The 18,674-nt window shown below is 59.1% G+C and carries 16 protein-coding genes; 14 read left to right on the forward strand and 2 right to left on the reverse strand.

Translation table 11 applies throughout. The features are described 5' to 3' along the window. Nucleotides 1–146 precede the first annotated feature (146 nt). Entirely contained in the window at nucleotides 147–485 is a 339-nt protein-coding gene (locus IF654_RS19180) for a Rieske (2Fe-2S) protein (RefSeq protein ID WP_194862147.1), read from the forward strand. Here IF654_RS19180 and sfsA read toward each other — a convergent pair. Then, entirely contained in the window at nucleotides 468–1,175 is a 708-nt protein-coding gene (sfsA, locus tag IF654_RS19185; protein ID WP_194862146.1) for a DNA/RNA nuclease SfsA, read from the reverse strand. The genes IF654_RS19180 and sfsA overlap by 18 nt on opposite strands. Next, on the reverse strand, nucleotides 1,175–2,347 hold the full coding sequence (locus IF654_RS19190; protein ID WP_048377122.1) for a pyridoxal phosphate-dependent aminotransferase: 1,173 nt from the start codon (nucleotides 2,345–2,347) through the stop codon (nucleotides 1,175–1,177). Before IF654_RS19190 ends, sfsA begins: the two co-directional genes overlap by 1 nt. A gap of 322 nt (nucleotides 2,348–2,669) precedes the next feature. Between IF654_RS19190 and dksA the strand changes: the two genes are divergently transcribed. The 13 genes from dksA (at nucleotide 2,670) to IF654_RS19255 (ending at nucleotide 18,615) form a co-directional block, all read left to right on the forward strand. Beyond that, on the forward strand, nucleotides 2,670–3,113 hold the full coding sequence (gene dksA / locus IF654_RS19195) for an RNA polymerase-binding protein DksA (protein ID WP_047281243.1): 444 nt from the start codon (nucleotides 2,670–2,672) through the stop codon (nucleotides 3,111–3,113). 172 nt (nucleotides 3,114–3,285) lie between these two features. Further along, nucleotides 3,286–4,182 carry a tRNA glutamyl-Q(34) synthetase GluQRS gene (gene gluQRS / locus IF654_RS19200; RefSeq protein ID WP_094988246.1) on the forward strand — a complete coding sequence of 299 codons (897 nt, stop codon included), beginning with the start codon at nucleotides 3,286–3,288 and terminating at the stop codon, nucleotides 4,180–4,182. Nucleotides 4,183–4,260: 78 nt separating this feature from the next. Then, the gene (locus tag IF654_RS19205) at nucleotides 4,261–4,437 is read left to right on the forward strand and encodes a hypothetical protein (protein WP_047277492.1); all 177 of its coding nucleotides are present in this window, start codon (nucleotides 4,261–4,263) and stop codon (nucleotides 4,435–4,437) included. Beyond that, nucleotides 4,421–7,375 carry a sensor histidine kinase gene (locus tag IF654_RS19210; RefSeq protein WP_162199717.1) on the forward strand — a complete coding sequence of 985 codons (2,955 nt, stop codon included), beginning with the start codon at nucleotides 4,421–4,423 and terminating at the stop codon, nucleotides 7,373–7,375. The genes IF654_RS19205 and IF654_RS19210 overlap by 17 nt, the downstream gene beginning before the upstream one ends. A gap of 22 nt (nucleotides 7,376–7,397) precedes the next feature. After that, nucleotides 7,398–8,831: a sigma-54-dependent transcriptional regulator gene (locus IF654_RS19215; protein ID WP_047277496.1), complete on the forward strand. Its 1,434-nt coding sequence runs from the start codon at nucleotides 7,398–7,400 to the stop codon at nucleotides 8,829–8,831. A gap of 731 nt (nucleotides 8,832–9,562) precedes the next feature. Next, nucleotides 9,563–10,957, forward strand: a complete 1,395-nt coding sequence (locus IF654_RS19220; protein ID WP_094989005.1) for a polynucleotide adenylyltransferase PcnB — start codon at nucleotides 9,563–9,565, stop codon at nucleotides 10,955–10,957. 3 nt (nucleotides 10,958–10,960) lie between these two features. Next, nucleotides 10,961–11,461, forward strand: coding sequence for a 2-amino-4-hydroxy-6-hydroxymethyldihydropteridine diphosphokinase (folK, locus tag IF654_RS19225; protein ID WP_047277501.1), 501 nt, complete (start codon nucleotides 10,961–10,963; stop codon nucleotides 11,459–11,461). A gap of 204 nt (nucleotides 11,462–11,665) precedes the next feature. Next, the gene (panB, locus tag IF654_RS19230; RefSeq protein WP_047277503.1) at nucleotides 11,666–12,466 is read left to right on the forward strand and encodes a 3-methyl-2-oxobutanoate hydroxymethyltransferase; all 801 of its coding nucleotides are present in this window, start codon (nucleotides 11,666–11,668) and stop codon (nucleotides 12,464–12,466) included. Beyond that, entirely contained in the window at nucleotides 12,463–13,323 is an 861-nt protein-coding gene (panC, locus tag IF654_RS19235; protein ID WP_194862145.1) for a pantoate--beta-alanine ligase, read from the forward strand. The genes panB and panC overlap by 4 nt, the downstream gene beginning before the upstream one ends. A gap of 257 nt (nucleotides 13,324–13,580) precedes the next feature. Continuing rightward, the gene (gene pgi, locus IF654_RS19240) at nucleotides 13,581–15,245 is read left to right on the forward strand and encodes a glucose-6-phosphate isomerase (RefSeq protein ID WP_047277507.1); all 1,665 of its coding nucleotides are present in this window, start codon (nucleotides 13,581–13,583) and stop codon (nucleotides 15,243–15,245) included. Between the two features lie 47 nt (nucleotides 15,246–15,292). Next, nucleotides 15,293–16,162, forward strand: coding sequence for an oxygenase MpaB family protein (locus IF654_RS19245; protein WP_047283049.1), 870 nt, complete (start codon nucleotides 15,293–15,295; stop codon nucleotides 16,160–16,162). A 155-nt stretch (nucleotides 16,163–16,317) separates the two neighbouring features. Further along, nucleotides 16,318–17,499 carry an acetyl-CoA C-acetyltransferase gene (locus tag IF654_RS19250; RefSeq protein WP_047277511.1) on the forward strand — a complete coding sequence of 394 codons (1,182 nt, stop codon included), beginning with the start codon at nucleotides 16,318–16,320 and terminating at the stop codon, nucleotides 17,497–17,499. 102 nt (nucleotides 17,500–17,601) lie between these two features. After that, entirely contained in the window at nucleotides 17,602–18,615 is a 1,014-nt protein-coding gene (locus IF654_RS19255; RefSeq protein WP_094988242.1) for a class I SAM-dependent rRNA methyltransferase, read from the forward strand. The last annotated feature ends 59 nt before the right edge of the window (nucleotides 18,616–18,674 follow it).

Below are 18,674 nucleotides of genomic sequence, written 5' to 3' on the forward strand. Positions count from 1 at the left end.
GCGGGAACAGTAAAATCCCGCGCCGTGGACACAGCAGATCGCGGAGCAGCCAGCCATTTGATAATTGTTTGCATTTGCACGTCAACCTATAAACACCCTGTCACCCGCGTCATCTACGCGAGTATCAGCAGCCATTAAGGATTGCCATGAAGTGGTTATGCCCCTCTGAGGACTTGAAAGAAGGCAACAGTCGCAGTTTTCAAATAGACGAATCAGACGTGCTTGTCGTGCGACGTGAGGGCCGGGTCTATGCCTACAAAAACCGCTGCCCGCACCGGGGTGTCCGCCTGGAGTGGCAGCCCGACCAGTTTCTTGACGACAGCGCCAGCCTGATTAAATGCGCCACCCACGCGGCCCTGTTCTTGATCGAGTCCGGCGAGTGCGTGGCCGGGCCTTGCGCCGGGCAATTTCTAACCGGCCTTGACTGCCACGAAGACAGCCAAGGCATCTGGCTCAGCCTTGAAATGTCAGAGGATGACCGCTAAACGGCGGTCCACTCGTACAGCATCAGGTGTCAGGCTTACGCCATAGGCCAACACCTGCACGCCCGCTGCGACCGCCTCTTTTAAGGCGGCGGCATAGCCGGAATCAATCTCTGCAGCCGGCCTTAAGGCATCAATACCAGTGAGATTGACGCAATACAGCTGCACTGCGCGCACGCCGTCGCGGGCCAAACTCTCAAGTTCTCGTAAGTGTTTGGCACCGCGTTGCGTCACCGCATCCGGAAAAGCAGCGATGGATGTGCCGTCAAACCCCAGGGTCACGCTTTTGACCTCAACAAAGGCAAAGCCGTCGGGGTATTCGAGACGGAAATCAATCCGGCTTTTTTCCTGGCCATACGCCACTTCACGCTTAAGCGCCGTAAAGCCGTTGAGTTCAGTGATCACCCCGGCCAGCAGGGCTTCTTCGACCAAGCGATTGGCACGGCCGGTGTTGACGCAGGCCAACCGGCCTTGCGGGGTTTCACTGATTTCCCACGTCCCCGGCAACTTGCGCTTGGGGTCATTGGAGCGACTGAACCAGACCTGCCCGCCCTCGACCATGCAATTGAGCATGGAACCGGTGTTAGGGCAGTGAATGGTCATCAACTCACCGTTAACCGTTTCGATATCTGCCAAAAAACGCTTGTAGCGCTTGATCAAACGTCCCTCTTCCAACGCGGGAGAAAACTGCATCAGCGGTTCCAGCTCTGTAGTCCACGGGCAATGCGCTCTACCGCTTCCTGCAAACGCGGCAGGCTTTGGGTGTAAGCAAAACGCACGTGATGGCCGGCCTGAAAACGACCGAAATCAAGACCGGGCGTGAAGGCGACATGTTGGGTTTCTAGAAAGTGGCGGCAGAACGCGAAGGCATCGCCGCCAAACGCACTGATGTCTGCATACAGGTAAAACGCGCCTTCAGGCTCGACCGCAATCTTGAAGCCCAGCTCGCGCAAGGCGGGCAGCAAGAAGTCACGACGGCGGCCAAACTCGGCCCGACGCGCTTCGAGAATGGCCAACGTCTCGGGTTTGAAACACGCCAACGCGGCGTATTGCGCCATGCTCGGGGCGCTGATGTAGAGGTTCTGCGCCAGCTTTTCGAGGTCCGCGACGGCTTCGGGTGGAGCCACCAGCCAGCCCAGGCGCCAGCCGGTCATGCCGAAGTATTTGGAAAAGCTGTTCAGCACAAAGGCGCTGTCATCCACTTCCAGCACACTCGGCGCCTCACAGCCGTACGTCAGACCGTGATAAATCTCGTCCACCACCAAATGCCCGTTACGCGCCTTGATGGCCGCCGACAGCGAGGCCAGTTCATCACGGCTGAGCAGCGTGCCCGTCGGGTTGGCAGGCGAAGCCACCAGCGCGCCCACACTGTCCTGATCCCAATGGCGGTCCACCAAATCAGCGGTCAGTTGATAACGCACCTCCGGGCCGACCGGCACCAACTGGGCAGCGCCTTCCACCAAGCGCAGGAAGTGTCTGTTACAGGGGTAGCCCGGATCGGCAAGTAGCCAGTGTTTTCCCGGATCGACCAGCAGGCTGCTGGCTAAAAGCAGTGCACCAGAACCGCCGGGGGTTATCAGAATGCGGCCAGGATCAATGCTCAGCCCGTAACGCTGCTGATAGAAACCTGATAGGGCTTCGCGCAGCTCAGGCAGCCCGCGGGCCGCGGTATAGCGGGTTTTGCCCGCTGCCAGCGCCGCCTGCCCGGCCGCGATAATGGGCTCGGCTGTGGTGAAGTCAGGCTCACCGATCTCCAGATGAATCACATCATGGCCCGCCGCTTGCAATTCATTGGCACGCGCCAACAATGCCATGACGTGGAACGGTTCGATTGCGCGACTGCGCGCACTGTAAGACTGAGCCATGAGCCTGCCTTCCTGAGTGAGCAAAAGGCCGATTCTACCCAAGCCCACGCAAGAGGGAGAGCTAAATAAGGTCTTAGCGGCCGCCCCGGTAGAACCAAACGGCGCAAGCTCCGGTCATAGCTCGACTAAATTTAATATTCAGCCATTAATCTCAAGCACTACAGGGTTTGTGCACAAACACCGGCAACAGGCCAGACAACAGGGAGTAGCGCGGCCCGATTTGATCTGGTAAGTTCGGCCGCTTGCAGCCGCAGGGCCGGCAGGTGTCGGTGATGTTGCAATCCTGCGCAATGGATTAGAAGAATGAGAGGCGGTCCATTTCATGCCCACAGAAGCAAAGCAACAGAATACTCAAACGCTTAGCGGCTTCGAGCCCTACGTTGAAAAGACGGGTGAAGAGTACATGGGCGAGCCCATGCGCAAACACTTCACCAAGATTCTGCAAAAGTGGAAACAGGACTTGATGCAGGAAGTCGACCGCACCGTTGATCACATGAAAGACGAAGCGGCAAACTTTCCTGACCCGGCCGACCGCGCTAGCCAGGAAGAAGAATTCAGCCTGGAACTGCGTGCCCGCGACCGCGAGCGCAAGCTGATCAAGAAAATCGACAAGACGCTGCAATTGATCGAAGACGAAGAATACGGCTGGTGCGAGTCCTGTGGTGTCGAGATCGGTATCCGCCGTCTTGAAGCACGCCCAACCGCTGACATGTGCGTAGACTGCAAAACCTTGGCTGAAATCAAGGAAAAACAAGTCGGCAAGTAATCGCCGGCTTGACCAAACGGGGCGTGCGAACGCCCCGTTTTCGTTTCTGAAGCGTGCTCACACAGCACTGCCCTGCTGACACTGCAACAGCGGTCAGGCGCCCTGAAGATACGAGCACAACGGCCTTCCCTCGCACTTCGCACCTAGCGCCAGCGGTTACAGGATCCATGCCATGACGGCTGCATCATCCCCCTCCTACATCGGGCGCTTTGCCCCTACCCCCAGCGGTCATTTGCACTTTGGCTCACTGGTCGCAGCCCTTGCCTCCTATCTGGACGCCCGCTCGGCAGGTGGCCGCTGGTTATTGCGCATGGAAGACCTTGATCCCCCCCGCGAGATGCCCGGTGCCCAAGCCGCGATTATTGAAGCGCTGCACCGCTATGGTTTTGAGTGGGACGGTGAATGGATCCGGCAGAGCGATCGTCATGACGCCTACGCCCACGTTGTAGAGCGCCTGTTCAGCCAAGGCCTGGCCTATGCCTGTACCTGCTCGCGCAAACAACTTGAAGGGTATAACGGCGTCTATCCGGGGTTCTGCCGTAACGCCGGCCACTCCATGGAAAACGCCGCCATCCGCGTGCGGGTCCCGGAACTGGAATATGCCTTTACGGATCGCGTCCAGGGTGAGTACCGCCAACACCTGGGCCGCGACGTGGGGGATTTCATCATCCGTCGCCGTGACGGGCTTTACGCCTATCAACTGGCCGTCGTACTCGATGATGCCGCCCAAGGTGTGACCGATATCGTGCGCGGTGCCGATTTGCTGGACTCCACACCGCGCCAGCTCTACCTGCAAGAGTTGCTCGGCCTGTCGCAGCCGCGCTACTTGCACGTGCCGCTCATCGTGCAACCCGATGGCCACAAACTCGGCAAATCCTACCGTTCGCCTGCACTGACGCCCGAGCAAGCCACACCCTTGTTACTACGCGCCTTGCGCACGCTGGGCCAACCGACTGACGACCGTCTGGAGCACGCGAGTCCGCGCCAGGTTCTAGACTGGGCAATAGCGCACTGGGACGCCGCGCTGATACCGCGCACCCACACCCTGCAAGAAGCGCATTTACGCTGACAGCCCTTGCAGGTTGCCAGCCATCCGTTACCATCGCCGCACGTTTTTGGGGCATGCGGCCCGTTAAGTGAGGGCGGGATGTATATCTATCGATTGGTCCTGTTGCTGGTTGTCGGGATCTACCTGTTTTCCCCCGCCATCATGGATTGGTGGATCAACGCGACGGGCGCCTGGTACCGGCCTTATCTGCTCTGGCTGATTCTGATCGTGGTGACCTTTATTCTGCAGAGCCAAAAAGATGCCGATGAGCTTTAGCCTGACCCAGATGGTGCTCGTCAGCGCCGCTTACCTGCTGGTGCTGTTTGGCGTGGCGTGGATCAGCGAACGGGGCATGATCCCGCGCGCGATCATCCGTCACCCGCTGACTTACACCCTGTCACTGGGCGTTTACGCCAGCGCATGGGCCTTTTACGGCACCGTCGGCCTAGCCTACGAATACGGCTACGGCTTTCTCTCCAGTTACCTCGGAGTCTCGGGCGCCTTTCTACTGGCGCCCGTGCTGCTTTACCCGATCCTGAAGATCACTCGTACCTACCAACTGTCTTCCCTTGCCGACTTGTTTGCGTTTCGCTTTCGCAGCACTTGGGCGGGCGCGTTGACCACTATTTTTATGCTGATCGGCGTGTTACCGCTGCTGGCCTTGCAAATCCAGGCCGTGGCGGACTCCATCAGCATTCTCACCCGTGAGCCGGTGCAGCATCGCGTAGCCCTCAGCTTCTGCGCGATGATCACGCTGTTCACCATTTTCTTCGGCTCACGGCATATTGCGACCCGCGAGAAACATGAAGGACTGGTGTTTGCCATTGCCTTCGAATCCGTGATCAAACTGGCCGCCATTGGTGGCGTGGGCCTTTATGCGCTGTACGGGGTCTTCGACGGCCCGCAACAGCTCGAAGTGTGGTTGCAGCAAAATCAGACCGCACTGGCCTCGTTGCACACACCGCTTCAAGAAGGCCCGTGGCGCACGCTGTTGCTGGTGTTTTTTGCCTCGGCCATCGTGATGCCGCACATGTATCACATGACCTTCACTGAAAACCTCAACCCACGGGCTCTGGTCAGCGCCAGCTGGGGCCTGCCGCTGTTCTTGCTGCTGATGAGCCTCGCAGTGCCGCTGATTCTGTGGGCCGGACTCAAACTGGGCGCTACTACCAACCCGGAATACTTCACGCTCGGCATCGGGATCGCAGCCAACAGTAAATCTCTGGCCTTGCTGGCGTATATCGGCGGGCTGTCGGCGTCTAGCGGGCTGATCATCGTGACCACGCTGGCACTCTCAGGCATGGCCCTGAACCACCTGGTACTGCCGCTTTACCAGCCACCGGCCGAAGGCAATATTTACCGCTGGCTGAAGTGGACCCGCCGCGCACTGATCGTAGCCATCATCATGGCCGGCTATGGCTTTTACCTGCTGCTGGGCGCTGAGCAGGATCTGGCTAACCTCGGCATCGTCGCGTTTGTGGCGACGCTGCAGTTTTTGCCGGGCGTGCTCTCCGTGTTGTATTGGCCGACCGCCAATCGCCGGGGGTTCATTGCCGGTTTGCTGGCCGGAATCGTGGTGTGGATGGTCAGCATGTTGTTTCCGCTGATCGGCAATTTCCAGGGCTTCTACATCCCGTGGCTGGACATGATTTACGTGCTGGATGACACCAGCTGGCACATGGCGGCCATCGCGTCGCTGGCGGCCAACGTCCTGATGTTCACCCTGATTTCCCTGTTCACCAACGCCAGCACCGAAGAAGCCAGCGCAGCTGAAGCCTGCGCGGTGGACAATGTGCGTCGCCCGCAACGGCGTGAACTGCACGCGGCCTCACCGCAAGAGTTCGCCACGCAACTGGCCAAACCGTTAGGCGCCAAGGCTGCGCAAAAAGAAGTCGAGCAAGCCTTGCGCGACTTGTACCTGCCCTTCGATGAACGCCGACCTTACGCCCTGCGCCGCCTGCGCGATCGCATCGAAGCCAACCTCTCGGGCCTGATGGGCCCCAGTGTTGCGCAGGACATGGTTGAAACCTTTTTGCCCTACAAGTCGGGTGGCGAAAATTACGTCACCGAAGACATCCACTTCATCGAAAGCCGGCTTGAGGACTACCATTCGCGCCTGACCGGGCTGGCAGCCGAACTCGATGCCCTGCGCCGCTATCACCGCCAGACCCTGCAAGAACTCCCGATGGGCGTGTGCTCACTGGCCAAGGATCAAGAGATCCTGATGTGGAACAAAGCCATGGAAGAATTGACCGGCATTGCGGCGCAACGGGTCGTGGGCTCGCGTCTGAACACATTGGGCGATCCGTGGCGCCAGCTGTTGCAAGGTTTTATCGAACTGCCGGATGAGCACCTGCACAAACAGCACTTGGCACTGGATGGACAGACGCGCTGGCTGAACTTGCACAAGGCGGCGATTGATGAGCCCTTGGCGCCCGGCAACAGCGGCCTCGTCCTGCTGGTGGAAGACCTGACCGAAACCCAGATGCTCGAAGACAAACTGGTGCACTCCGAACGACTGGCCAGCATCGGTCGCCTTGCTGCGGGCGTGGCCCATGAAATCGGCAACCCGGTGACCGGTATTGCCTGCCTGGCGCAAAACCTGCGCGAAGAACGCGAAGACGATAGCGAGCTGACGGAAATCAGCAGCCAAATACTCGAACAGACCAAACGCATCTCGCGCATCGTGCAGTCCTTGATGAGCTTTGCCCACGCAGGCAGCCATCAACACAATGACGAACCCGTGTGCCTGGCCGAAGTCGCACAGGATGCCATCGGTCTGCTGGCATTGAACCGGCGCAACTTTGAAGTGCAGTTTTACAACCTGTGCGACCCCGATCATTGGGTCGACGGCGATCCGCAGCGACTGGCGCAGGTGCTGATCAACTTGCTGTCCAACGCCCGTGACGCCTGCCCGGCCGGCAGTGCGGTACGGGTCAAGACGGAAGCCAGCGAACACACCGTCGACCTGATCGTCGAAGACGAAGGATCGGGCATTCCGAAGAACATCATGGACCGTCTGTTCGAACCTTTCTTCACCACCAAGGACCCTGGCGAAGGCACCGGTCTGGGCCTTGCACTGGTCTATTCCATCGTTGAAGAGCATTATGGACAAATCACCATCGACAGCCCGGCTGACATTCAAAGCCAGCGCGGAACCCGTATCCGGGTGACACTACCGCGCCATGTCGAAGCGACGTCCGCTGTGAACTGAGACCGTCGAGAGAACCGAATCAATGCCGCATATTTTGATCGTCGAAGACGAAACCATCATCCGCTCCGCGTTGCGCCGCTTGTTGGAGCGTAATCAGTACCAAGTCAGCGAAGCGGGCTCGGTGCAGGAAGCGCAGGAGCGTTTCAGCATTCCCTCGTTCGACCTGATTGTCAGCGACCTGCGCCTGCCGGGCGCGCCAGGCACCGAGCTGATCAAGCTCGGAGAAGGCAAGCCGGTGCTGATCATGACCAGTTACGCCAGCCTGCGCTCGGCCGTCGACTCGATGAAAATGGGCGCGGTCGATTACATCGCCAAACCCTTCGATCACGACGAAATGCTGCAAGCGGTCGCGCGCATTTTGCGTGATCGTCAGAACGCCGAGAGCCAGTCCGTCGAGCGCCCGGCCAAAGCTGCGGCTGCTGACAAAAATGCTGTGGATAACAGTAATGGCGAAATCGGCATCATTGGCTCTTGCCCGCCCATGCAGGACCTGTACAGCAAGATCCGCAAAGTGGCCCCCACAGACTCCAACGTATTGATTCAAGGCGAATCAGGTACGGGTAAAGAGCTGGTGGCCCGTGCCCTGCACAACCTGTCCAAGCGTGCCAAGGCACCGATGATCTCGGTTAACTGTGCGGCGATTCCTGAATCACTGATCGAATCGGAACTGTTCGGCCATGAAAAAGGCGCGTTCACGGGCGCCAGCGCGGGCCGGGCCGGGTTGGTCGAGGCGGCGGATGGCGGCACCCTGTTCCTTGACGAGATCGGTGAACTGCCCCTCGAAGCCCAGGCGCGCTTGCTGCGGGTGCTTCAGGAAGGCGAAATCCGCCGCGTAGGGTCGGTGCAGTCTCAAAAGGTCGATGTACGCCTGATTGCCGCGACTCACCGTGACCTTAAAAGCCTCGCCAAGATCGGCCAGTTCCGCGAAGACCTGTACTACCGCCTGCACGTGATTGCGCTCAAGTTGCCCGCGCTGCGAGAACGTGGCGCAGACGTCAACGAGATCGCCCACGCGTTCCTTGCCCGCCAAAGCGCCCGCGTGGGCCGCACCGACCTGAAATTCGGGGCGGACGCCGAACAAGCCATTCGACATTACGCCTGGCCAGGTAACGTGCGTGAACTGGAGAACGCTGTAGAGCGCGCGGTGATTCTGTGCGAAAGCCCGGAAATTTCCGCCGACTTGCTGGGCATCGATATCGAGCTGAGTGATCTACAAGACGACGACTTTATCGGTCTTGCCCCACAACAGAGCATCAGCAGCGGTAACACCAGCCTGGACCCGACCGAAGATTTGTCACTGGAAGACTACTTCCAGCATTTCGTGCTGGAGCATCAGGATCACATGACTGAAACCGAGCTGGCTCGCAAACTGGGTGTCAGCCGTAAATGCCTGTGGGAACGCCGCCAGCGCCTGGGCATCCCGCGCAGGAAAACAGGGGTTGCCAGCGAGGGGTAACGCTTCAGGTAACACTCACTCACGTGAAAAAACTGTTACCTCACGCTAAACACGTAACAAATGCCGGGTCTTACGGTAACGAAGACCCGGCTTTTTTTTGGCCTGAAAAAGGTGAAATGCGGGAAAAGCCCCGCGTTTGCTGGGCCTGGCAAAAGTTGGCACGACACCTGCTATATGTATTCGTACAAGAACAATAAGAATCACAGCAACACACAATAAAAATAAGACGTATCGGCTCACGCATAACAAAAACAACACGGCGGAGGCGCAGCTAACTGATTCTTTTGGAGAGGTGTTGTCATTGGGGCTTGCCCCACGACTAGGCAGAGAACAACAAAAACTGCATGTAAAGCAGACCCTGAACTAGTTGGATCATGGATCACATCAACACAGCGACCAAAGCAATCCGTTTGCTCTTATCTCCCGATTGGGAGGGTTACACCGGCAAACCCGGGTAACCAGGGCGATCAACAAAAACAAGAAGCCCGCAACCAATAATAAAAATAGAGCACGCAACTAATTCTGGGGGAGCTTCGGCTCCCCTTGTGGTTCCTGCGATTCGACAAAATCATTTAGCCTCTCTAACACGGCCCTCTTGCGCAGGTTCTGAGCGTGCGTGGCAATCGACAGGTTAAGCGTCCTACACCATCCCCTGACTAAATGCTAGAATCCCCGCCCATCATGCGGTCATTCTTCGTTTTGGCCGAACATTCCTTCAAACAGTGCATCCCATGCTGAAGAAGCTGTTCCAGTCATTCCGTTCTCCCAAGCGTCGTACGCAACAACTGCGCAGCACCCCAGAAGTGCTCAACAGCAGCCAACACTCGCTGCAACGTGCCCAGTTCAGCCGTTACGCGGTCAACATTGTCGAGCGTCTGCAAAACGCCGGTTATCAGGCTTACCTGGTTGGCGGCTGTGTACGCGACATGTTGCTCAACATCACCCCCAAAGACTTTGACGTCGCCACCAGCGCCACGCCTGAACAAGTGCGTGCGGAATTCCGTAATGCGCGCATCATCGGCCGACGCTTCAAGCTGGTACACATCCACTTTGGTCGCGAGATCATTGAGGTCGCCACTTTCCGCGCCAATCACCCGCAAAATGACGAAGAGGAAGACAGCAATCAGTCCTCGCGTAACGAAAGCGGGCGCATTTTGCGCGACAACGTATACGGCACACTGGAAGAAGACGCCCAGCGTCGCGACTTCACGATCAATGCCCTGTATTACGACCCGGTCAGCGAACGCATTCTCGATTACGCCAACGGTGTACACGACATCCGCAATCGCTTGCTGCGCCTGATTGGCGACCCGCAACAGCGCTATCAGGAAGACCCCGTGCGCATGCTGCGAGCCGTGCGCTTTGCCGCCAAACTCGACTTCGGCATCGAGAAGCACACAGCGGCGCCGATTCGCGATCTGGCCCCCATGCTGCGCGAAATCCCGTCTGCGCGACTGTTCGAAGAAGTGCTCAAGCTGTTCCTCTCGGGGAATGCTTCTGACACATTCGAAATGCTGGTTGACCTTGAGTTGTTCGATCCACTGTTCCCGGCCAGCGCCGAAGCACTGGAACACAACCCGACGTATACCCACACCCTGATCAGCGAAGCCTTGCGCAACACGGACCTGCGGATCAAACAGGGCAAACCGGTGACCCCGGCGTTCCTGTTTGCCGCCCTGCTGTGGCCTGCACTGCCAGCGCGTGTTCTGCGCCTGCAGGACCAAGGCATGCCGCCTATTCCTGCCATGCAGGAAGCCGCACACGAGCTTATCAGCGAACAATGCCAGCGCATCGCCATTCCTAAACGCTTCACCCTGCCCATTCGCGAAATCTGGGACATGCAGGAGCGCTTGCCGCGTCGCAGTGGCAAACGCGCCGACATGCTGCTCGACAACCCGCGTTTCCGTGCCGGTTACGACTTTTTGCTGTTGCGTGAAAGCGCAGGCGAGCAGACAAACGGCCTGGGCGAGTGGTGGACCGATTATCAAGACGCCAACGACAGCGGTCGCCGCGACATGATCCGTGACTTGAGCAACGCCAAGGATGACGGCACGGGCCCAGCGCCCCGCAAACGCCGACGCACAGGCGCCAACAAGCGTAAACGCAGCGCAGGCGCTGACGAGTAAGTGATGGAACGCATCTACATTGGAATGGGCAGCAATCTGGCTGACCCGGCCGAACAACTGCGCAGCGCTGTCGAAGCGCTCGCGCACCTGCCTCAATCCCGCTGGGTCGGGGTGTCAGCCTTCTACCAAAGCGATTCGTTACTGCCGGGGCAGCCGCGCTACACCAATGCCGTGGCCGCCATCGACTCCAACCTGGCGCCGCTTGCATTGCTCGATGCGCTGCAAGCCATAGAAACGGATCAAGGCCGCGAGCGCCTTGAGCGCTGGGGGCCGCGCACCCTCGACCTCGACATCCTGCTGTTTGGCGATCGCCTGATTGACGAACCGCGTCTCAAAGTCCCGCATTACCATATGCACGCTCGTCCGTTCGTGCTGTACCCCCTTGCCGAACTGGCCCCCGCCTCGCTGACCCTGGCCGATGGCCGCAGCCTGCAACAGCTCTTGAACGACTGCCCATATGTCGGTCTTGAGCGCCTCGCTCCTGGCGCTGAATCGAATCAATAACCGCGGTAACACTCACGCGGTAACACCTCTAATTGACTTCCCGTGTGCTCGTCACGACTATAGGCATCCCGCTGCCGCCTACCCGGCGGCGCAATGTGAAAAGCCGGCATTCAAAGCACCGCTTTAAAGGTGCGCCTGCTTATAACGATGAATCACGCGCGTGACTCGCAGTGGTTATCGCACTGCCTGACGAGGATCCTTTTCATGCCAGCTATCACCCTGACCACCCTGCAAAGCCTTAAGCAAAAAGGTGAAAAAATCACCATGCTGACGTGCTATGACGCCACCTTCGCGCACGCCTGCAATCAGGCTGGCGTTGAAGTGTTACTGGTGGGCGACTCCTTGGGCATGGTCCTGCAAGGGCATGACAGCACACTGCCAGTTACTAATGACGAGATGGCCTACCACGTGGCCTGCGTCAAACGCGGCAATCAGGACGCCCTGATTCTCGCCGACATGCCGTTCATGGCAAACGCCACCCTTGAGCAAAGCCTGAACAACAGCGCCCAGCTGATGAAAGCGGGTGCGCACATGGTCAAAGTCGAGGGCGCTGTCTGGTTGGCCGAGTCCATTCGCCTGATGACCGAACGCGGCATTCCCGTGTGTGCCCACATGGGCCTGACGCCACAAACCGTTAACGTGTTGGGCGGTTACAAGGTTCAGGGCCGCAATGAAAACCAGGCGCGCCAGATGCGTGCAGATGCCATCGCCCTTGAACAGGCGGGTGCCGCCATGTTGCTGCTTGAGTGCGTTCCGAGCGAGCTGGCGAAAGAAATCACCCACGCGGTAAAGATCCCGGTTATCGGGATTGGCGCTGGCAGCGACACTGACGGCCAGGTGCTGGTACTGCATGACATGCTCGGCCTGTCCCTCACCGGGCGTGTACCCAAGTTCGTGAAGAACTTCATGACAGGCCAGCCAGACATACAATCGGCGCTCAGCGCTTATGTGACCGAAGTCAAAGCCGTCAGCTTTCCTGGCGCCGAACACGGATTCTCTGCATGAACACTGTTAAAACCGTCCGCGAGCTGCGTGCAGCTGTCGCCCGCGCCCGCAGTGAAGGCAAGCAAATCGGCCTTGTCCCGACCATGGGCAACCTGCACAGCGGCCACGCGGCACTGGTCACGAAAGCAGCCCAGCAGGTCGATTTCGTCGTGGCCAGTATTTTCGTGAACCCGCTGCAGTTCGGGGCCAACGAAGACCTCGACACCTACCCGCGCACGCTCGCCGCCGATCAGGAAAAACTCCTGCAAGCGGGCTGTAACCTGCTTTTCGCCCCGACCGTAGAAGAAATGTACCCCCACGGCATGCAGGGTCTGACCCGCGTCACCGCTGCCGCCTTGAGCAACGAGCTGTGCGGCAGCCGTCGCCCGGGGCACTTTGACGGTGTTACCACAGTGGTCAGCAAACTGTTCAACATGGTTCAGCCTGACCTGGCGATCTTTGGGCAAAAGGACTATCAGCAACTGGCCGTCATCCGGGCGATGGTGCATGACCTGAACATGCCCATTCAACTCATCGGAGAGCCCACGGTGCGCGCCGAAGATGGTCTGGCCCTGTCGTCGCGCAATGGCTACCTGAGCGAAGAACAGCGAGCGCTGGCCCCGGCCTTGTATCGCCACCTGCGCGAAATGGCCACGGCCATCCAGAACGGCGAGCGCGACTATCTGGCCTTGTCCAGCCAACACGCCGCTCAACTGGAAGCGCTCGGGCTGCGTGTGGATTACCTTGAAGTTCGCCACGCATCGACGTTGCTGCCAGCCGACGTCAGTGATCGCGACCTGGTGATTCTGGTAGCCGCCTTCCTGGGCACTACCCGCCTGATCGATAACGTGCATTTTAATCTTGATAACGCACTGTGAGCCACGGGCGATAAAGGCCTCGCAATCGAGACAAAAACACTGAAACGTTTCACCTGAAGTCACGTAGCGGTGACAAAAGTTACCGCTACGTGTCAGACAAAGCCGAGACAGATGCAGGCACTAGGGTTAATGTGATCGCCCTGCTTGTGTCTGATGCGTTTAAGCAGGCGAACCGCAGTCCACCCGTCTTTAATGTGGAGGATTCGGTGTTTTCAGTGTCCAACAGGCAGTTCAAGCAAAAAAGGATATCCGCAGCGATGGCGTACTACCGCACTCCTCATGACGTTACCGCTCTGCCCGCTTGGCAAGCGTTGAAGCAACACCGCGCCGGCATGCAACATTTCAGCATGCGCGACGCGTTTAACAGCAACCCCAAACGTTTTGAAGATTTCACCCTGAGCAGCTGCGGGCTGTTCCTGGACTACTCGAAAAACCTGATCACCAACGAAACCCGCTCGCTGCTGGTCGATCTGGCCAACGAAGTCGACCTCAAGGGTGCAATCAAATCGTTGTTCTCGGGCGAAATCGTCAACGCCTCCGAAGGCCGTCCGGCCTTGCACACGGCACTGCGTCGCCCGGTGGCCGACAAGCTCTCGGTCAATGGCGCGGACATCATGCCCGAGGTGCATAAAGTCCTGAACAAGATGACCGAACTGGTCGGTCGCATTCATGAAGGCCTGTGGCGAGGTTATACCGAAAAGCCCATCACCGACATTGTGAACATCGGTATCGGCGGCTCGTTCCTGGGCCCAGAGCTGGTGTCCGAAGCGCTGTTGTCCTACGCGCAAAAAGGTGTTCGCTGCCATTACCTGGCGAATATCGACGGCAGTGAATTCCACGAGCTGTCGCACAAGATCCGCGCCGAAACCACCCTGTTCATTGTTTCGTCCAAATCGTTCAACACCCTCGAAACCCTGAAGAACGCCCAAGCCTCCCGCGCCTGGTATCTGGCGCAAGGCGGCTCCGAAGCTGAACTGCATCGCCACTTCATTGCGGTGTCGAGCAACAACGAAGCGGCGGTCGCGTTCGGTATTCGCGAAGAAAACATTTTCCCGATGTGGGATTGGGTCGGCGGTCGTTATTCGCTGTGGTCGGCTATCGGCTTGCCCATCGCGCTGGCCATCGGCATGTCCAACTTCAAGGAATTGCTGTCCGGCGCCTACAGCATGGACCAGCACTTCCAGAACGCTCCGTTCGAGCAAAACATGCCCGTGCTGATGGCCGCGCTGGGCGTCTGGTACGGCAACTTCTGGGGCGCACAGAGTCACGCGATCCTGCCGTACGACCACTACTTGCGTAACATCACCAAGCACTTGCAACAATTGGACATGGAGTCCAATGGCAAGAGCGTGCGCCAGGACGGCACGCCCGTGTCGACCGACACAGGCCCCGTGATCTGGGGCGGTGTGGGCTGCAACGGCCAGCACGCGTATCACCAGTTGCTGCACCAAGGCACCCAACTGATTCCGGCCGACTTTATCGTGCCGATTGTCAGCTTCAATCCGGTCGCCGACCACCATCAGTGGCTGTATGCCAACTGCCTGTCCCAAAGCCAGGCCCTGATGCTGGGTAAAACCCGCGAAGAAGCCGAGGCCGAGCTGCGCGAAAAAGGCATGCCAGAAGAGCAGGTGCAAAAACTCGCGCCGCACAAGGTGATCCCGGGCAACCGCCCGAGCAACACCCTGGTGGTCGAACGCATCAGCCCTCGCCGCCTCGGCGCACTGGTTGCGCTGTACGAGCACAAAGTGTTCGTGCAAAGCGTGATCTGGGGCATCAACGCCTTCGACCAATGGGGCGTAGAGTTGGGCAAAGAGCTGGGCAAGGGCGTCTACTACCGCCTCACCGGCAGCCTGGAAGAGCCGGCCGATGACGCTTCGACCCAAGGCCTGATCAATTATTTCCGCGGTCGCCATCGCGGTTGATTGAGCGCCAGCCAGTCACCCCGACTGGCTGGCACAACCGAGGCAACATGGACATCATCCGTCGCCCCATCGAACGTCAAATCATGAGCCTGACCGGGCTTTCACTCGGCCAGCTGGACCTCGAAAACCCCAAAGGCGATCCCGGCCTGTTTGGCCCCGATTCCATCAGTTGGCAAGTGCATGGTGATTTCACCAGCATGCTGATTGGCGGCATCAGCGCTTTGATGCTGCAAGCCTTGCACCCGTTGGCGCTTGCCGGGGTATGGGATCACTCCAATTTCAGACAGGACATGCTGGGGCGGCTGCGTCGCACCGGGCAGTTCATTTCCGGCACCACGTTTGGCTCGACGGCAGACGCCGACTGGCTGATCGACAAGGTGCGCACCATTCACGAGCAGGTCACGGGCACTGGCCTCGATGGCCGCCCTTATGCCGCCAGCGACCCTGCATTGCTGACGTGGGTGCATGTCGCGGAGGTCAGCAACTTTCTGGCCGCGCATTTACGCTACCGAAACCCCTATTTGTCAGTCGCGGATCAAGACCGGTACTACGACGAAATTGCTGTGGTCGCTGAGCGACTGGGCGCGAAGGATGTGCCGCGCTCGCGCCAGCAAATCGCTGATTACCTGCAACAGGTTCGTCCCCAATTGTTATGTGACGCGCGCAGCCATGAAGTCATTCGCCTGCTGCTGGATGCCCCCTCTCCCAGCGTGCTGGCCAAGCCGTTTGGCGCCCTAATGATGCAGGCCGGAATCGATTTGCTGCCCGATTGGGCCAGCGATCAGTTGGGGCTGTATCAACGTCCCATGACGCGCACGCTGATTCGCGCCAGCGTGAACCGCACGGCCCCGCTTTTGCGCTGGGCCGTGCGTGATGGCTCCGTGCAAAGGGCGCGACGGCGAATGGGAATAACCTGACACGTACAGTCCGGTAGCCAACGGGAAATGACGCTGGCGAACCAGCCCCGGCCGCGCGCAGCCATGGTCGGCGACTACACCAGGCAAGGATATTTGTGACACCATGCGCGCCTGATTCCGAGCGACACACGCCAATAATAATGAGGATTCGCGCCATGCAAGACGTCGTAATCGTTGCCGCCACTCGCACTGCCGTCGGCAGCTTCCAAGGTTCACTGGCCCACGTACCTGCGGTTGATCTGGGGGCGGCAGTCATTCGTCAACTGCTGGAACAGACCGGCCTGGACGGTGCCCACGTTGATGAAGTGATCATGGGCCAGGTGCTGACCGCCGGCGCCGGCCAGAACCCGGCCCGTCAGGCCGCAATCAAGGCCGGCTTACCGTTTGCCGTACCTGCGATGACTTTGAACAAGGTCTGCGGATCTGGCCTCAAGGCGTTGCACCTTGCCGCGCAAGCCATTCGCTGCGGCGATGCCGAGGTCATCATTGCCGGGGGCCAGGAGAACATGAGCCTGTCCAACTACATCGTGCCCGGCGCCCGTACCGGCCTGCGCATGGGGCACAGTCAGATCGTCGACACCATGATTAGCGACGGTTTGTGGGATGCGTTCAACGATTACCACATGGGTATAACCGCCGAAAACCTGGTGGATAAGTACGGCATCAGCCGTGAAGCTCAGGATGCGTTTGCCGCTGCCTCTCAACAAAAAGCCATTGAAGCCATCGAAACCGGCCGCTTTGTGGATGAAATCACGCCCGTATTGATCCCGCAGCGCAAAGGTGACCCGATTGCCTTCGCCACGGACGAACAACCGCGCGCGGGCACAACGGCTGAATCGCTGGCAAAACTGCGCCCTGCCTTTAAAAAAGACGGATCTGTCACGGCGGGTAATGCATCCTCACTCAATGACGGCGCTGCAGCGGTCATGCTGATGAGCGCGAACAAAGCCCAGGCGCTGGGCTTGCCAGTTCTGGCTAAAATCGCGGCCTACGCCAACGCAGGCGTCGACCCGGCCATCATGGGTATCGGCCCAGTGAGCGCGACCCAACGCTGCCTGGCCAAGGCAGGCTGGACGCTGGCACAACTGGACCTGATCGAAGCCAACGAAGCGTTCGCCGCCCAAGCCTTGTCGGTGGGTAAAGAACTGGACTGGGACGCAAGCAAGGTCAACGTGAACGGTGGCGCCATTGCCATTGGTCACCCGATTGGTGCGTCAGGGTGCCGAATCCTCGTCACCCTGCTCCACGAAATGCTCAAGCGCGATGCCAAAAAAGGCCTCGCAACCCTCTGCATCGGTGGCGGTCAGGGTGTAGCGCTGGCGATTGAGCGCGCGTAACTATCGTCCCATCGCAGGAGCGAACCTGCTCGCTCCTGCACCAAACCACCCGCGTTGTTCTGGTAAACTCCCGCGCCTTCTCTGTCCCCCAAGGCGCAACGCATGTCTTCCTTGAATCAGGCGCTGCGCGCCGCCCTCGATAACCGTCACGACTTGCTGGCCGAGCTGCACGCTCAAGGCACAGATTGTTATCGCCTGTTCCATGGCAGCCAGGAAGGTGCCGGGGGCTTGACCATCGACCGTTACGGCCCGCAACTGCTGGTGCAAAGCTTCCACCAGCGTCTTGAGCGCGATGATTTGCTGCAACTGCATGAAGCCATCAATCGTCATTTGGGGCTGGAACTGCTGCTGGTCTACAACGACCGCTCTCAGGGCAATTCCCGCATTGATCGTGAAGACACGGTCTACCGCGCCGACGAGGCCGCCCTGCAAGACCTGGTGGGCCATGAATGGGGGCTGAACTACCGTGTGCGCGGCCGCCATGCCGGTCAGGACCCGTTGCTGTTTCTTGATCTGCGTAACGCACGCGGGTGGGTCAAACAACACAGCGCTGGCAAACGCGTGCTCAACTTGTTCGCCTACACCTGCGGGGTTGGCCTGAGTGCTGCCGCAGGCGGCGCAAGCGAAGTCTGCAACCTGGACTTTGCCGAAGGTAATCTGGCCGTGGGCCGCGAGAACGGGCTGTTGAACCCGGCGTTGCCCAGCATGAAATTTGTGCAGTCTGACTATTTCGCAGCGATCCGCCAGCTGGCGGGTTTGCCGATCATTCAGCGTCGCCACAAGCTGCCGGCTTACCCGCGCCTGGAGCAACGCGAATACGATCTGGTTTTGCTGGACCCGCCCGCCTGGGCCAAAAGTGCGTTTGGCACGGTCGACCTGCTGCGTGACTATCAAAGCCTGCTCAAACCCGCCGTTTTGACCACCGCGCCCGACGGTGTGCTGATTTGCTGCAACAACCTGGCGAAAGTCAGCATGGACGACTGGCGAGAAAACGTGCTGCGTTGTGCCGAAAAAGCGGGACGCCCGGTACGTGACTGGCAGGTGCTGACCCCGGCCAGCGACTTCCCGTCAATGGACCGCCAGCCACCGCTCAAGACGTTGGTCTTGCAGTTCTAAGCCCCTCATCCTGCTCAGTAATACCCTGATCAAATATAAGGCGGTCGTCTCGGAACCAG

Source organism: Pseudomonas lundensis (assembly GCF_015377145.2).
Classification (GTDB): domain Bacteria; phylum Pseudomonadota; class Gammaproteobacteria; order Pseudomonadales; family Pseudomonadaceae; genus Aquipseudomonas; species Aquipseudomonas lundensis.

Excerpts from the sequence above, each read along its gene's own strand:
- folK (WP_047277501.1), top strand. The coding sequence starts at position 10,961 with ATGGAACGCATCTACATTGGAATGGGCAGCAATCTGGCTGACCCGGCC.
- panC (WP_194862145.1), top strand. The coding sequence starts at position 12,463 with ATGAACACTGTTAAAACCGTCCGCGAGCTGCGTGCAGCTGTCGCCCGC.
- IF654_RS19210 (WP_162199717.1), top strand. The coding sequence starts at position 4,421 with ATGCCGATGAGCTTTAGCCTGACCCAGATGGTGCTCGTCAGCGCCGCT.
- IF654_RS19190 (WP_048377122.1), bottom strand. The coding sequence starts at position 2,347 with ATGGCTCAGTCTTACAGTGCGCGCAGTCGCGCAATCGAACCGTTCCAC.
- IF654_RS19220 (WP_094989005.1), top strand. The coding sequence starts at position 9,563 with ATGCTGAAGAAGCTGTTCCAGTCATTCCGTTCTCCCAAGCGTCGTACG.
- pgi (WP_047277507.1), top strand. The coding sequence starts at position 13,581 with ATGGCGTACTACCGCACTCCTCATGACGTTACCGCTCTGCCCGCTTGG.
- IF654_RS19215 (WP_047277496.1), top strand. The coding sequence starts at position 7,398 with ATGCCGCATATTTTGATCGTCGAAGACGAAACCATCATCCGCTCCGCG.
- IF654_RS19255 (WP_094988242.1), top strand. The coding sequence starts at position 17,602 with ATGTCTTCCTTGAATCAGGCGCTGCGCGCCGCCCTCGATAACCGTCAC.
- dksA (WP_047281243.1), top strand. The coding sequence starts at position 2,670 with ATGCCCACAGAAGCAAAGCAACAGAATACTCAAACGCTTAGCGGCTTC.
- IF654_RS19180 (WP_194862147.1), top strand. The coding sequence starts at position 147 with ATGAAGTGGTTATGCCCCTCTGAGGACTTGAAAGAAGGCAACAGTCGC.
- IF654_RS19205 (WP_047277492.1), top strand. The coding sequence starts at position 4,261 with ATGTATATCTATCGATTGGTCCTGTTGCTGGTTGTCGGGATCTACCTG.
- sfsA (WP_194862146.1), bottom strand. The coding sequence starts at position 1,175 with ATGCAGTTTTCTCCCGCGTTGGAAGAGGGACGTTTGATCAAGCGCTAC.
- IF654_RS19250 (WP_047277511.1), top strand. The coding sequence starts at position 16,318 with ATGCAAGACGTCGTAATCGTTGCCGCCACTCGCACTGCCGTCGGCAGC.
- IF654_RS19245 (WP_047283049.1), top strand. The coding sequence starts at position 15,293 with ATGGACATCATCCGTCGCCCCATCGAACGTCAAATCATGAGCCTGACC.
- gluQRS (WP_094988246.1), top strand. The coding sequence starts at position 3,286 with ATGACGGCTGCATCATCCCCCTCCTACATCGGGCGCTTTGCCCCTACC.
- panB (WP_047277503.1), top strand. The coding sequence starts at position 11,666 with ATGCCAGCTATCACCCTGACCACCCTGCAAAGCCTTAAGCAAAAAGGT.